This window comes from Paenibacillus sp. FSL R5-0473 (assembly GCF_038004565.1).
GTDB lineage: Bacteria > Bacillota > Bacilli > Paenibacillales > Paenibacillaceae > Paenibacillus > Paenibacillus amylolyticus.
Genome location: NZ_JBBORL010000001.1, coordinates 3,266,641 through 3,280,168, shown reverse-complemented (window position 1 = coordinate 3,280,168; position 13,528 = coordinate 3,266,641). Strand labels below are relative to the sequence as shown.

The following is a 13,528-nucleotide window of genomic DNA, read 5'->3' as shown; positions in this document are numbered from 1 at the left end:
ATCAACTATTTGGCTCCCCAAGGGCGCTCTTCATCAGGCTCAGACTCTCCTGAACAACCTTCAGTTTTGGAGCTGATCGAATCATTCTCTTCCTTAAAGAATCACCCTTTATCTAGGACGTGTCTCAAAACACGCTAACGTGCATCTTCTACTACCTTTTCGCTCCATGTTACGTCACTTTGCCTTTTTGTCCCATGCTGCGTCACTTTCCCCTGACGTGCCCCGACACGCCTGCTGAGAACTTCCGGCACGGAAGGAGAATTCAGCAAAATCGGATGAGAATTATGCCCAATCTGCTTCCTTCGAAGTTTGAAGACACCATTGAGCGTGCCTTCAAACCTGCCGAATGCCGGAGCGTAAATGGACGTGCGTGGAGCCAAACAACATGGAGCGGAGCGCTAACGAACTTGTGACGTCTTATTCAGCGATTTGAAGCGCCCACAGTAACCTAAGGAATCTGAAACACGCTATATTTGAATAACCATCCATTTACAACGGGTTTGTCAGGTGATTTTGGTAAATAACGTGTCTCATGTTCCTTACAAAATATTAGGAGGGCCCGAAGGATAAATAAGACGTCCTCGGTTCCTTAGAAAATTGCCTGGGACAATCCGCCAGGATCAGCCAGCCTAGACTTCAAGATGTTCTGGACGCCGACGTGCTTCAACGTAGAACATGCCTAATAACGTATCACATACCTGAGTTTGAAGGCACACCCTGATGAGGATTAATAAGGAATGAACTTCAGCAATTTTTTACTATCAACACATAGTATATTGACTTGCAAACGTTTAAAAGAAACTTAGGCGGGTAATAACATAGCGAACCACTCAATAATATGAGGAGGGATTCACTATGCAGAAGAAAATCGTAGGTGTGTTTAATACAGAACGTGAAGCATCGCAGGCTATCGAGGGTCTGAAAGCACAAGGATTCACTTCAGACGAAATCTCCGTTGTTACACAAGATCGGGACGAACTGAAGGCAATTCGGGAAGAGACAGGTACCAAAGCCCCTGAGGGCGTGGCTGCTGGTGCAGCAACAGGTGGTGTACTTGGTGGTGTAGCCGGTCTGCTCGCAGGTATCGGTGCACTAGCCATACCCGGCATAGGACCGATTCTGGCCGCAGGCCCTATCGCAGCAGCATTTACCGGTGCAGCTGTGGGCGCAGGAGCTGGCGGATTGGTGGGTGGACTTGTGGGTCTTGGTATTCCGGAAGAGGACGCTAAACAGTATGAGGAGTATGTACAGAATGGTAAAATCCTGTTGCTCGTAGATTCTACGGATCGGGACTCCGATGTGTACGATGTGTTCAGTGGCAACAGCCAGCTTAACCGAGACAGAGCCGAAGCAGCTCATCGCGGAGATGTGCCAGCCGAACGTCCGGATCTGGATATGGAAGAACGCAGATTGGAAGCCCAAAACAAGGCAGCGCGATTCGGTAACAATACATTCCTGTAATCTTGCCGCGAATTTAATCGATATGAAATAGAACCCAATGACTTATTATCTGCAAAATGGAATGACATATATGATCCACCAGATGGTCATTAGCCGGTTTCCTTAAGGGAAGCCGGCTTTTGTCCCTGTGTTGCATATGGGTGGGTGTCAATAATGTTGGATGGTGTTTTTACCCAGTTAAGCAGGGAATAACAATACATATAACAGTACAGCCAAAGCGAGTCCAATCACCAGTAACATCATGGTAAGAAACCGGATTAATCCGGTCGATGCCTGAAACGTCTGTTCATTGATTTGTGTACGCTTCCGATGATACGCTGCTGCCGAATACACAATGATGGATATGCCGCCAATCAGAGAAGTGATACCCGTAATAATCGCCGCAATATGTGCAAGCCGATCATACGCCGACGAATTGAAGCCAAATCCGGCAGCAAGAAAGCCGATGCCCGCCATGGCAATACCGGTGCGTACCCAGGCCAGAAAAGTTCGCTCGTTAGCCAGATGTTGCTGGACATACTTGGAATCGGTAGTGGTTATGTCTTTGTCTGTTAAAGAAATGTGAATCAACTCCGTTCATTAAATATACGGCTTCATTGTACTTTGTTTTTATCGCAAAACCAAGAAAGGATGGCTGAATGTATGCCTCGCAAAGAACGAATTACAGAAATAGAGAGCTTAAGGGGAATTGCCTTTGGAGCGGTGGTTCTCCAGCATTCCATCGCACATTACTCTTTAGTCCCGGAAACGAGACTGGAGGATGGCGTGTTACTGGCCATACTGCTGATGCTCTCCAAATTTGCAGTTCCTTTATTCATATTCATAACAGGGATGGTGCTGTTTTATAACACGGGAGACAAGCTGCATTACGGCAAGTTTATGAGAAAAAGAGTAAACGACGTGATCGTGCCTTACCTGATCTGGTCACTCATTTATTTTACACTTGCACCGCGGGGCTGGACCGGATTTGGATGGAATGACATCCCGGACCTAGGCCTGAAGTTGCTTACGGGCAAAACGACTTCACACTTTTGGTACATCATTATGTTGATTCAGTTTTATCTGTTATTTCCGCTCTTTTTGCGAGCCATTCGTTATGTATATAACCGATATGAGGCCAAGGGGCGCTTGATCGCATTATTGATTTCTGGTGTGGTGTATCTTGTACTTGCGGATCAATTAAGAAACATCGCCAAGTTCATGGAACGGCTGAATATCCCGGTGCTGACAGATGCTTTTACAACGTATGCAGACCGTAATTTCCTCTATTTCTTTATTTATTTTATACTTGGTGCAGCAGCGGGGTTATCCGTCCAGCACTGGAATGAATGGATTCATCGATTGCGCTGGATATACTGGACAGTGTTTATTGTTCTGGGTCTGCGGTTTACTTATTTATTAATGCTGGAGTTTCAAAAGCCGGAGGGAATCAAAATTACGTTCTACACAGTCAGCTTGATCCGCCCTGATATGGCACTCTTTCTGATCGCTTCCATTATGGTCATGTACCAGCTGGCCGGAAAACTTCACAACCTCAGGGCTACACGATTGCTGGGATGGATTGGTGGTGTATCGTATGGCGGTTATCTGATGCATATGTTGATGCTGCGGTATAGCTACATTCCGGATGAGTTGTTTTACGTTGCTATGGGTTGGAACCCTGTCGTCCGAATGATCATCACCTGGTTGTTGGCTCTTACATTATCCTGTGTAGTGACATGGCTTATCTCGCGTGTAAGCTGGGGCAAATGGATTGTGGGAGCCGTACCGAAATCTGTCCGCAATAAATGAAAACATCAACATATGAAAAATTCACAATAGATCACCACAGCCGCACAGAAGTGTACGGGAGTACGAGAGTATACGAACACAAGATACAGAGCACAGGTATTACAGCTTTTACAGATTCTGCACAGACTTTCTTGTCATTAAAATTCGATCTCACGACTCCCTGAGCCCTGAAATAAACAACTTTTGAACAATTTCATAACTCACTAAAAATGAATTTCTGTAACTGGATATAGACAAATTGAACCGTTTCGATCTATATCCAGCCTTGATTGAAGCAGCTAAAGGTATTATGAAATTGATTCTTTTGAATAAAAAATAAAATTTCATTACATGAAAAATTCACAACAGAAAACCTTTTTCCGTGCTTCCCCCAGGTTAACGCGTATTCACACGATTTCTTGCTCGCCCTCCTTGAAGATAGATAAAAGGGAGGCAAAGCGGAGAAAGATGGCAGAACCCGAACATAAGTTTTATAATACTAGATATATAGGTTCTGACAGGAGGGGAAAGAACGTGGCTTTTATGATTGCACAGCGGGCATTTATCAAGCTGTATCTGATTACGATGGTTGAACAGCACAGAGGGTATGGTTACGAGATGCTGGAGGCGATGAAGCAGGAATTCAAAGACTACGGTTATGTACCACCACAGAGCGAGGTATATCGGGCATTACATGAATTGGTACAACAGGGTGTATTTTATCGAACGAAGAAGCTGAAGGGTAACGATCCAAAGGTCGATTTTCAGGAAATCGTTTTATATCATTTCACGGATGATGGTGCGGAAAAAGCTGAGTTATACAAGAAACAGGTCAAAACGGATCTGGATCGTTGTCTCGGCATGTTACACAAGGCAGAAGAGGACAACTACGGTACGAAAGGAAGATGAGCATGAACAGACAGTTACAGTGGGGTGTACTCGGTACGTCAACCATTGCCAAAAATGCAGTCATTCCGGCGATCCAGCAGTCTGAACGTGGTGAGGTGTTGGCGATTGCCAGCCGTAGCAAGGAAAAAGCGGAAACCCTTGCCGAAGAACTCGGCATTGCCAGATCGTATGGCAGTTATGAAGAGCTCATCGCTGATCCGGACATTGAAGCCGTCTATATTCCTTTGCCTAACCATATGCACAAAGAATGGACCATCAAAGCGGCACAGGCTGGTAAACACGTGTTGTGTGAGAAGCCTGCTGCCTTGAATGCAGATGAATCGGCAGAAATGATCGAGGTATGTCATCAGCAAGGTGTTCTTTTTGCAGAAGCAATTATGTATCGATATCATCCCAAGCACAGACGTGTGCAAGAGATTATAGCTAGTGGAGAGATTGGTATCGTCAGAGCCATCCATGGTAACTTTACCTGTAATACCGCTGATGACAAGGAGAATGTAAGGTTCAAAAGAGAGATGGGCGGCGGATCATTATTCGATCTTGGCGTGTATCCGATCTCGGCGGCCCGGATGTATCTGGGACAGGAACCGGAAGCGGTGACAGTTCACGCTCTATTCTCGGACGAGCATGATGGCGTGGATATGATGGCGTCGGGACTGGTAGAATTTCCGAATTCGGTAGCTTTAACTTTTGACTGTGGCATGTGGGCTTCAGGTCGAGCGGAGATGGAGATTCTCGGGACGGAAGGGCGGATTGAACTACCAAAAGTGTTTGGCTGGGAGAACAGTGATATTCCACCTCAGATTATTGTGCACACCGATTCGGTCAGCCGTGAGGAACGTGTATCCGTGTCGAATTCCTATGTGCTTCAGGTGGAGACGTTTGCAACGGCTGTGTTTGAAGGAGAGGCCTTACCTTTCAGTCCGGAAAATACCATTCAAAACATGCGCGTTATTGATGCGTGCCTGGAATCGGCTCGAACTCGTCAACGTGTGAAATTGATCGGTTAGATTAGGTCAGGTCAGTTTAAACATAGTAGTAAATGCAGACTCCATCTTCAGGGATGAGAGTCTTTTTTCTGTCTTAAAATGTTACCATTATAATATTTTACAAATTCAACGTCTTTATTTGATATTTCTACCAAAATGATGTGATATAAATAGTCATGAGATGACTTGTTTACTATAATCTAGCAGAACATACAACTAGACCGTTACAGCTTGCAGAACGCATATCGTGACAACGTTCATCTACTTTGAGGGATCGGGAGGCCGGATTGATGAAAAAGTTGATATCCACCGCATTACTGGCATTGTTGTTAACGTTTGTTTTCCTCACAGGTTCACAGTTAACTCCAGTCGCACAGCAGAAGGCATCTGCTGCAACATGTACCATCATCAATACGTTTACGGGTGTAGCAAACTATTTGAGTGCAAACGGAACGTTGCCATGTAACTTTATTACCAAATCACAGGCAACAGGACTTGGCTGGGTAGCGTCAAAAGGAAACTTGGCTGTAGTTGCTCCTGGCAAAAGCATCGGTGGGGATACATTTGGCAATCGGGAGGGGCTTCTGCCTTCGGCCAGCGGACGTACATGGCGCGAAGCGGATATTAACTATACTTCCGGCTTCCGTAATTCGGATCGGATTGTGTACTCCAATGATGGACTCATCTACAAAACGACAGATCACTATGCATCATTTACACGTTTGAAATAGAGGAAGGAGCAGCCATGAATACCGTGATTCTGGATGGAGAAGACTTTGCTAGTAGCGTTGAACTTCATCAACAATTAAAGGTTAAGCTTAAACTGCCGGATTTTTATGGCGGTAATCTTGATGCATTGTGGGATTGTCTGACGGGTACGATTGAACTTCCACTTGAGCTAAAATGGACCAACTACAAAATCAGCGAAGAACGCTTGGGAAATGAAGCAAACCGGGTACGTGATTTGATGTTGGAGGTACAGGCTGAACAGGCTGGATTTCAATTGCTTGTTGAGAAGTAGGTAGCAAATAAAGAGAGTTCAAATACAATACGTCCAGCCGAGCAGACCACATGTGGTCTGTTTTTTTGTGTTATAGGAGGTTGTTCAAAAAGGTTGTCCCAAAAGTCCCTGTGTTGATTACGAATTCTCTGAAAGAATAGCGGATTTTTTACTTTACTTACTTGTCGTTAAAATTATTTTCACGGAGGTATTGATTTCTGCATAACTTACGTTAAAATAAAATTAACATGAAAAATATTTTAACGTTGAGGAGTGAAAAGGGATGAGTGATAACACAGCAGTTGGCAAGCAAGGTATGGGTGAGTTAATACGAATCAGACCGTACATGCAATTTATGCTTAGTAAAGTTGTATCCAGATTTGGTGATTCGATTGACTCGATTGCCTACAGTTGGATGGTGTACATTCTAACCGGTTCGAAAGTGCTGATGGGTACGTTACTGGCGGTGAATTTTTTGCCCAATATCCTTCTGGGTCTGTTCGCCGGGGCTTTGGTTGATCGCATGTCTCCCAAAAAAGTGATTGTGATTACGAATACGGGTCGCGGGTTGTTGGTGGGTATTACAGCTTTACTGTTTGGATTGGGCCAACTTGAAGTCTGGCATCTGTTTGTCATGACGATTCTGAATTCTTTGCTGGAATGCTTCACTAGTCCTGCGGAAGTGTCCAGTGTCCCCCGATTGCTTCCCCCATCGATGCTGCTTTCGGGTAATGCGATGTCCTCTTCCGCAACCAGAGTGGCCGAACTCGCAGGACTTGCAGTGGCGGGTGCCCTTATTGCTACAATAGGCATTGCCTGGACGATCCTGATTGATGCGGGGTTGTTTGCGCTAAGTGCTTTAATGATGAGCCGAGTAGGCTACCCTGAAGTCTCAACATCTGCTAACAATGAAGATAAAACATTAGCTGAAATGAATTCTCTTTCATCCGACAAAAGTAGTATATTCTCCGAAATGGCGGAAGCTTTTCATTTTCTTCGTAAACATGCCTTACTGTTAATTGTCTCCATCCTGTTTGCTTTCGTTAATTTCTGCCTGATGCCGTTTAATGTTCTTCGTACACCCTATGTCATTGAAACGCTGCATGCTGGCGCTGGGGGATTAAGTCTGCTTAGTGGGCTGATGGTGGGAGGTATGTTGCTCAGTGGTGTATGGTTGACACAAAGGGGAGCGAATTATCGTAAAAGTGTGCTGGTCATCAGCGGTATTGTCATGTTGGGTCTCAGTTATGCGATGACGGCACTACCCGCTTACATGACTTCCTTCCAACTGCCGGTTGCAGCGGCCTTTTGTCTACTGATGGGTATGGGGATTCCGCTGGCTACAACACCGCTGGCCACCTATCTTATGGAAGTTACCCCTTCGGAGATGCTGGGTAGAGTGTATGCCCTTCAGAGTATGCTCGTCTTGAGTGTTGCACCACTTGGCAGTCTGGTTTCGGGAGCACTTGCAGATTGGATGACCATGCCTGTTCTTTTTATCGTTTTTGGTATTATGCTTGCCATGTCAGCAGGTATGCTGTTGTTTAGCAAAAGTTTTCGAAGTGCCCTGTGAAGATATTCAGAAGTGATCATTAGCCAATTTTCTGTATCAAGTCATTTCTCGCTCGTTTTGACCGAAGTCCTGACGCAACGTTATAATAGAGATATCGATGGACAACAGGTACCCCGGAAATGAGGATACAGGGATGGCGCACAAGGTTCTTTCAACAATTGAAGAAATTAAAATCTACTCCGATCCGTATCGGATACAGATTATGAATATGTTTAACAAGCAGGGCAGACCATCCACTGTCAAAGAGATCGCCGACCAGATGGGTGAGGTACCAGCCAAAGTTCACTATCATGTAAAAAAGCTGGAGAAAATCGGTCTGCTGACGATCGTTTCCACACGTGAGATTAATGGGATTATCGCAAAATACTACGAACCATTCACCGGAGAGATCCATCTCCGTCACGAAGATGAAGACAAGGAAAACTCTCCATTGAAACAGGTGTTTCGGTCCGAGACGCTCAAATTATTAAATGAGATGTTCGAACAGAGTCGTCAGCGATTCATGCATCAGGCGGAAAACGAAGATCGGATGTTTCTCTCGGACATCACGCTCTATGCAACACGTGAGGAAGTAGAGCAGTTGTATAAAAACATCATAAAACTCTGTGAACCCTATACAACAAAAGAGAATCGACAAGGGGAACATGAGGTCTTTCAGTTATTCTCTGCTCTCTCTAAACCTATAGTGAAAATACCTGTTTCTAAGACAGATGCAAAAGAGAAAAAGAAAGCTACGTCTGATAAGGGTAAAGCAACTCCGAAAACGTCTCGATCTGTGTCTAAGCGGCAGGAATCTGCATCATCTGGTAGTGAGTCGGAAGAATAAACGGATGGAATACATGGGTTCAGCCTTATTGATGGAAGCAAGTAACCGCAAACGTGAGAGACTGCTATGGAGAAAACTAGAAAAAGCCGCCCAATGGCGGCTTTTTAATGTGTGATAAGGAAGGCTAATGGTGGAGCAGTCTATGGAATCAATCAATTTTGACGCTTAACGTTTCAGTTCATAACAAAGTTACATGTTCTCATCGTAGCCCTTCACATCACGTTTGGCTGCGGTTGCGGGGGAGTTGGATGTGCCATATTCTTCGACTGCTTCCCAGGCATCTGCGTTGTCGAACTTGCCGGCCCGCTGCTGTCTACCTTCTCCAGCACCACTCGGAGGCATGGTCATCACTTCTTCTTCAACGGGCCGATCGTTGCTGATCTCCCGATTAGGTGTGTCGTCAATACAGTAAGCGGTGTAGGGGATAGCCTCAAGTCGTTCGAAAGGAATATCTTCTCCGCACGTTACACAGGTTCCGTATGTACCTTGCTCCATACGTTCCAATGCGTCGTTCACTTGATTGAATTCGTCTGTTAATGTATCGTCAATCGCCAGATCACGGCTGCGTTCAAATGTTTCCGTACCGGCATCTGCCGGATGATTATCGTAGGAGGACAGCTCACCGGTTGAATCTTTCAGCGACTCGACTGGAGCACCGTCTTCCATGCTGGATTCAAAATGACGCTGCAAGTTTTCACGTTGCTCCAAAAGGGCGTTTTTCAGTATTTGATGTTGATCTTTAGTTAATGTACTCATAAGGACATGCTCCTTTCCCGTTGTGGGGTGTAGTGAGTCTTTACCCGAATTGGATGAAAAGCAATCATTTTCGTGAGGAATAGGGCTGTATCGTTTTATATCTGACGGATTATGTGTTATAAAAAATAGAGAGAGAAATTGCCGTGTGTTCTTCCCAGGAAATAGAACTACGGCTTGGCTTATAATGGAGGTTGTCAATATGGATGAACATATGAAACGAAGATTGGATAAACAAAGACAATTGTTCAAACAATTGGGTGTGCAGCTAGATGCGTTATCGATACATGAAAAACAATTTAATTATAAACTTCGTGGTTATGATCCGGATGAGGTAGATGCTTATCTTGACCTAGTCATCAAAGATTACGAACGTTTCTATGCCAATATTGCAGATCTAATGGACAAATGGCAAGAACAGCAGTTAACGATCCGCGATCTCAAGTCGTCCGCGAAACCGGTGGAAGATCCAACTAAGATTGATCGCAAACAACTGGATGATATTGTGAAACAACTGGAATACAGTGTGCGACAGCTCAAGATCAGAGCACGTCCCGAAAAGGATCTGTTCTCTGAATAAGGTCGGCATGTCCTGGATTATATTAAATAAAGGTGGTTAATCATGAGTACTCATTTTTCGGTCAGTGTGCATTGTTTGTTGTTATTGTCACTCAGCGCGCCTGAACGAATCACGTCTGCACACATTGCAGGTAGCGTGAATACCAACCCTGTCGTCGTCAGACGTATTCTGGGCGGGCTGAAAAAGGCGGGATTGGTGAACTCCTCTCCTGGAACAAGAGGTTTTTACTTAGCGAAGCCATCAAGTGAAATCACATTAGCCATGATCTATCAGGCTGCCAAGGACGAAGGTCCATTGTTCCCGATTCACGGCAATTGTAACCCGGATTGTGAAGTGGGCTTGCATATAGACAGCTTGCTGACCAATCTGTATCAGGTTGCCGAGGCGAAGGTGGAGCAGTTCTTTGCATCCATTACACTCGAAGATATGGAACGTTCCTGTACTCAGATGCAAGCTGTTCCATCACAGACAGAGTAGATTGTAACAAGACTTAAAGTGCATGTTCAAAAAGGGTGGTTTTCAGTACCGAGAAGATGGGATGAAGTTAGAAATGGAGTAGCGGAGCGTAGGAAACTACGTGAGCAACTACAATGTTTCCTAAGGAAACAACCTTCGTAAGCATATGCTTATTTCGGCTGAATTCCATATTCGATGTTGCGATGCCGTTAGGCATCCTTCGTAATCAAAAGCGGACTTTTTGAACAACCTCTTAAAGGAAAGGTGGGTTGTTATATGAAAATTGTAGTCATTTCTGACACGCATTGTTCACGTAAATCACGGAAGTTACCGACTAGGCTCCTGGATGTATTGCCGAGTGCAGAGCTCATTCTTCATGCCGGTGACTGGTCGGATTGGAGTGTGTACCCATTGCTTAGTGAGTATGCACCAGTTGAAGGGGTAGCGGGTAATACAGACCCGTCCGAAATCGCTGAAAAACTGGGATATTCCCGTATTGTTGAAGTGGAAGGGCTTCGTCTGGGGCTAGTGCACGGTCATCTGGGATCAAAGGGTACGGAACAGAATGCAATTCATACCTTTGCAGGCCAGCATGTGGATGCTGTGATCTACGGACACTCACATATCCCGGTGATGCATACCGTGGACAACACACTGGTATTTAATCCGGGGTCGCCTACGGATCGGCGTTTTCAGAAACAATACTCATTTGGCATCATGACAATAGATCAGGGGAAAATACAGGCTGAACATGTGTTCTTTGATCGGGATTAGAGAGATATGCGCTGGTTGCAAGTTGGACGAGTGCAAGAACCAGAACCAGCTACTGAAGTGGCGACTTGATAACGGACAGGGAACCTTTTCCTTAAATTTCATCTTATATATATGATTATTGTACAAGGCATCTTTGAGCAGATTTCAAATCTGTTCCAGGGATGTCTTTTTTGATTTCTGATCACATCATTCTCTTAAGAAGTTATCTCTGAATGGGGAATGTGCTCTGTTCGTTATCTGTCATTCATCTGTTGGCGTTTTCCCCTATGGTGACGTTCAGTGGAGTGATACAATGCCTTTACGACATGAAATGAATACGTTTACATAAGGAGATGGATCATGATGAAACTGTCTGTATTCACGGTGGCTACCCCTGATCTGAATGCAGAAGAACTGGCATCGGCTGCGGCAGCAGCGGGAATTGATGGAATTGAGTGGAGATTCCGTGGAATTCCTGAAGATGCTATATCTGAAGAGCCTTCTTACTGGAGAAATAATCGATGCTCGGTAGATCCGAGCCGCTGGGAGGAACAGGTTCCTGTTTTTCGTGAAGCAGCGTTAGGGAAAGGTAGAAAATCGATCGCACTTGTACCGTATCTGAACTGTGAAGATCTGTCTGCCACCAAGCAAGCGTTTCAGGCTGCGGCTGGTTTAGGAGCATCTATGATGCGTGTGGGTGTTCCTGGATATGATCGCAAGACCAGTTATCCTGAGTTGTATCGTAAAGCCGTTGATTACCTGAGTGAAGTACAAGATCTGGCCAAACAGTACAACATCAAGGCGATTGTAGAGACGCATCATCAGACGATAGCACCGACGGCATCGCTGGCCTATCGGCTTGTGCAATCGCTCGACCCGCAGCATGTTGGTGTATTGTACGATCCAGGCAATATGGTGCATGAAGGATATGAGAATCATCGGATGGGACTTGAGTTGCTGGGGCCTTATCTGGCTCATGTACATGTAAAAAATGCCGGGTGGTTTGAACCAGAAGGGAAAGATTCACAAAAGGCTAATGTGACTGAGAAGAGTAGCGGAGTGGCTCTGAATACAGCCTGGAAATGTCACTGGACGCCGCTGACTGAAGGCATGGTCGATTGGGTACAGATGGTGCGGGATCTTCGTGCCGTTGGGTATGACGGATACTACGGAATTGAGGACTTTAGTGGTGCCTTGGAATCCAAGGCGATGTTACAGCATTTTGCAGACGTTTTCGCCGAAATTGAGCGTCGTGTGGACGAGGAGGAGCAGTCATGAGTATCGTACGAGTAGCGGTGATTGGTATAGGAAACATGGGAGCAGCACATGCCAGAACGTTGGTGGCTGGAGAAGTACCCGGTGCAGAGCTGGTCGCCGTATGTGATGTAAGAAGAGAGATGGAGAGCTGGGTATCCAGTCACCTTCCGGCAACGGTCACCTATTGGCAGGATGCAGAGCAGATGATGGCTTCGGGTACGATTGATGCAGTCATTATTGCAACGCCGCATTATGATCATCCGGAACAGGCCATTCAGGCTTTCAAGCATGGCTTGCATGTCATGATCGAGAAGCCGGCCGGTGTGTATACAAAACAGGTACGCAAGATGAATGAAGCGGCCGCAGCCAGTGGCAAAGTCTTTTCCATGATGTACAACCAGCGAACCAATCCACTCTACATTAAGCTGAGAGACTTGATTGCTTCGGGCGAACTGGGTGAAGTACGGCGTACCAACTGGATTATTACGAACTGGTATCGATCCCAAAGTTACTATGATTCCGGCGGCTGGCGGGCAACATGGGCAGGTGAAGGGGGCGGTGTACTGATTAACCAGGACCCCCATCAACTGGATCTGTGGCAGTGGACCATCGGCATGATGCCGGTACGAATGCGTGCGTTCTGTTCGTTTGGCAAGTATCGGAACATTGAAGTGGAAGATGATGTAACAGCTTATGTGGAGTATGAAAATGGAGCAACAGGTGTCTTCGTAACGACTACTGGAGAAGCACCGGGTACCAATCGATTCGAGGTCAACGGAGACCGGGGTAAAATCGTGATCGAAGATGGAAAACTTACGTTCTGGCGACTTCAGGAATCTGAGCCTGAATTCAATCAGCGGTTTACCGGAGGTTTTGGACAGCCAGAATGCTGGAAATGCGAGATTCCGATTACAGGTGTGGAAACGGGTCACCCGGGTCTGATTCGTAACTGGGTTGATGCGATTCGTACAGGCGTACCACTTATTGCTCCCGGTGAGGATGGTATACACGGATTGACGTTATCGAACGCTATGTTGCTGTCCACCTGGACGGATAACTGGGTGGATCTGCCGATCAACGAGGATCTGTTCTATGAACATCTGCAGGAACGTATTGCTGGATCAACAACGAAGAAAGACAAGGCATTCAGTGGCAGTCAACCTGCTGATTTGAGTCAGACGTTTAAATGAAGACGATTTGT

Annotated in this window: 17 protein-coding genes; 14 read left to right on the top strand and 3 right to left on the bottom strand. The window is 45.7% G+C overall.

Going from position 1 to position 13,528, the window contains the following annotated elements; genetic code table 11:
• Positions 1 to 134: 134 nt before the first annotated feature.
• Entirely contained in the window at positions 135 to 269 is a 135-nt protein-coding gene (locus MKY28_RS14175; protein WP_340936252.1) for a hypothetical protein, read from the bottom strand.
• A gap of 6 nt (positions 270 to 275) precedes the next feature.
• Here MKY28_RS14175 and MKY28_RS14170 point away from each other — a divergent pair, with 6 nt between their 5' ends.
• Together MKY28_RS14170 and MKY28_RS14165 are read left to right on the top strand one after the other, a co-directional pair.
• Complete coding sequence (locus tag MKY28_RS14170; RefSeq protein WP_340936251.1) at positions 276 to 413, top strand: hypothetical protein; 138 nt, start codon at positions 276 to 278, stop codon at positions 411 to 413.
• Positions 414 to 855: 442 nt separating this feature from the next.
• Entirely contained in the window at positions 856 to 1,461 is a 606-nt protein-coding gene (locus MKY28_RS14165; RefSeq protein WP_017689064.1) for a general stress protein, read from the top strand.
• A gap of 177 nt (positions 1,462 to 1,638) precedes the next feature.
• On the opposite strand, the gene MKY28_RS14160 is transcribed toward MKY28_RS14165, so the two are convergent.
• On the bottom strand, positions 1,639 to 2,031 hold the full coding sequence (locus MKY28_RS14160; RefSeq protein WP_235431543.1) for a YidH family protein: 393 nt from the start codon (positions 2,029 to 2,031) through the stop codon (positions 1,639 to 1,641).
• A gap of 72 nt (positions 2,032 to 2,103) precedes the next feature.
• Between MKY28_RS14160 and MKY28_RS14155 the strand changes: the two genes are divergently transcribed.
• From MKY28_RS14155 to MKY28_RS14125, 7 genes are all read left to right on the top strand, one after another.
• On the top strand, positions 2,104 to 3,252 hold the full coding sequence (locus MKY28_RS14155; protein WP_047842541.1) for an acyltransferase: 1,149 nt from the start codon (positions 2,104 to 2,106) through the stop codon (positions 3,250 to 3,252).
• Between the two features lie 513 nt (positions 3,253 to 3,765).
• A complete protein-coding gene (locus MKY28_RS14150; RefSeq protein WP_036609188.1) occupies positions 3,766 to 4,140 on the top strand; it encodes a helix-turn-helix transcriptional regulator in 375 nt (124 codons plus the stop codon).
• Between the two features lie 2 nt (positions 4,141 to 4,142).
• The gene (locus tag MKY28_RS14145; protein ID WP_047842542.1) at positions 4,143 to 5,150 is read left to right on the top strand and encodes a Gfo/Idh/MocA family protein; all 1,008 of its coding nucleotides are present in this window, start codon (positions 4,143 to 4,145) and stop codon (positions 5,148 to 5,150) included.
• Positions 5,151 to 5,419: 269 nt separating this feature from the next.
• Positions 5,420 to 5,860 (top strand): ribonuclease, encoded by a 441-nt coding sequence (locus MKY28_RS14140; RefSeq protein ID WP_047842543.1) that lies wholly within the window; start codon positions 5,420 to 5,422, stop codon positions 5,858 to 5,860.
• Between the two features lie 14 nt (positions 5,861 to 5,874).
• A complete protein-coding gene (locus MKY28_RS14135; protein WP_047842544.1) occupies positions 5,875 to 6,150 on the top strand; it encodes a barstar family protein in 276 nt (91 codons plus the stop codon).
• Positions 6,151 to 6,412: 262 nt separating this feature from the next.
• Positions 6,413 to 7,702: an MFS transporter gene (locus tag MKY28_RS14130; RefSeq protein ID WP_047842545.1), complete on the top strand. Its 1,290-nt coding sequence runs from the start codon at positions 6,413 to 6,415 to the stop codon at positions 7,700 to 7,702.
• A gap of 133 nt (positions 7,703 to 7,835) precedes the next feature.
• On the top strand, positions 7,836 to 8,528 hold the full coding sequence (locus tag MKY28_RS14125) for an ArsR/SmtB family transcription factor (protein WP_340936250.1): 693 nt from the start codon (positions 7,836 to 7,838) through the stop codon (positions 8,526 to 8,528).
• A gap of 189 nt (positions 8,529 to 8,717) precedes the next feature.
• Here MKY28_RS14125 and MKY28_RS14120 read toward each other — a convergent pair whose 3' ends face one another.
• Positions 8,718 to 9,284, bottom strand: a complete 567-nt coding sequence (locus MKY28_RS14120; protein WP_036609176.1) for a TraR/DksA C4-type zinc finger protein — start codon at positions 9,282 to 9,284, stop codon at positions 8,718 to 8,720.
• 199 nt (positions 9,285 to 9,483) lie between these two features.
• Between MKY28_RS14120 and MKY28_RS14115 the strand changes: the two genes are divergently transcribed.
• The 5 genes from MKY28_RS14115 (at position 9,484) to MKY28_RS14095 (ending at position 13,517) form a co-directional block, all read left to right on the top strand.
• Positions 9,484 to 9,861, top strand: coding sequence for a DivIVA domain-containing protein (locus MKY28_RS14115; RefSeq protein ID WP_017689054.1), 378 nt, complete (start codon positions 9,484 to 9,486; stop codon positions 9,859 to 9,861).
• A gap of 42 nt (positions 9,862 to 9,903) precedes the next feature.
• Positions 9,904 to 10,338, top strand: coding sequence for an Rrf2 family transcriptional regulator (locus MKY28_RS14110; protein ID WP_017689053.1), 435 nt, complete (start codon positions 9,904 to 9,906; stop codon positions 10,336 to 10,338).
• Positions 10,339 to 10,593: 255 nt separating this feature from the next.
• On the top strand, positions 10,594 to 11,091 hold the full coding sequence (locus MKY28_RS14105; protein WP_340936249.1) for a metallophosphoesterase family protein: 498 nt from the start codon (positions 10,594 to 10,596) through the stop codon (positions 11,089 to 11,091).
• 342 nt (positions 11,092 to 11,433) lie between these two features.
• The gene (locus MKY28_RS14100) at positions 11,434 to 12,348 is read left to right on the top strand and encodes a sugar phosphate isomerase/epimerase family protein (RefSeq protein WP_338708929.1); all 915 of its coding nucleotides are present in this window, start codon (positions 11,434 to 11,436) and stop codon (positions 12,346 to 12,348) included.
• Positions 12,345 to 13,517: a Gfo/Idh/MocA family protein gene (locus tag MKY28_RS14095; RefSeq protein ID WP_340936248.1), complete on the top strand. Its 1,173-nt coding sequence runs from the start codon at positions 12,345 to 12,347 to the stop codon at positions 13,515 to 13,517. The genes MKY28_RS14100 and MKY28_RS14095 overlap by 4 nt, the downstream gene beginning before the upstream one ends.
• Positions 13,518 to 13,528 lie beyond the last annotated feature (11 nt).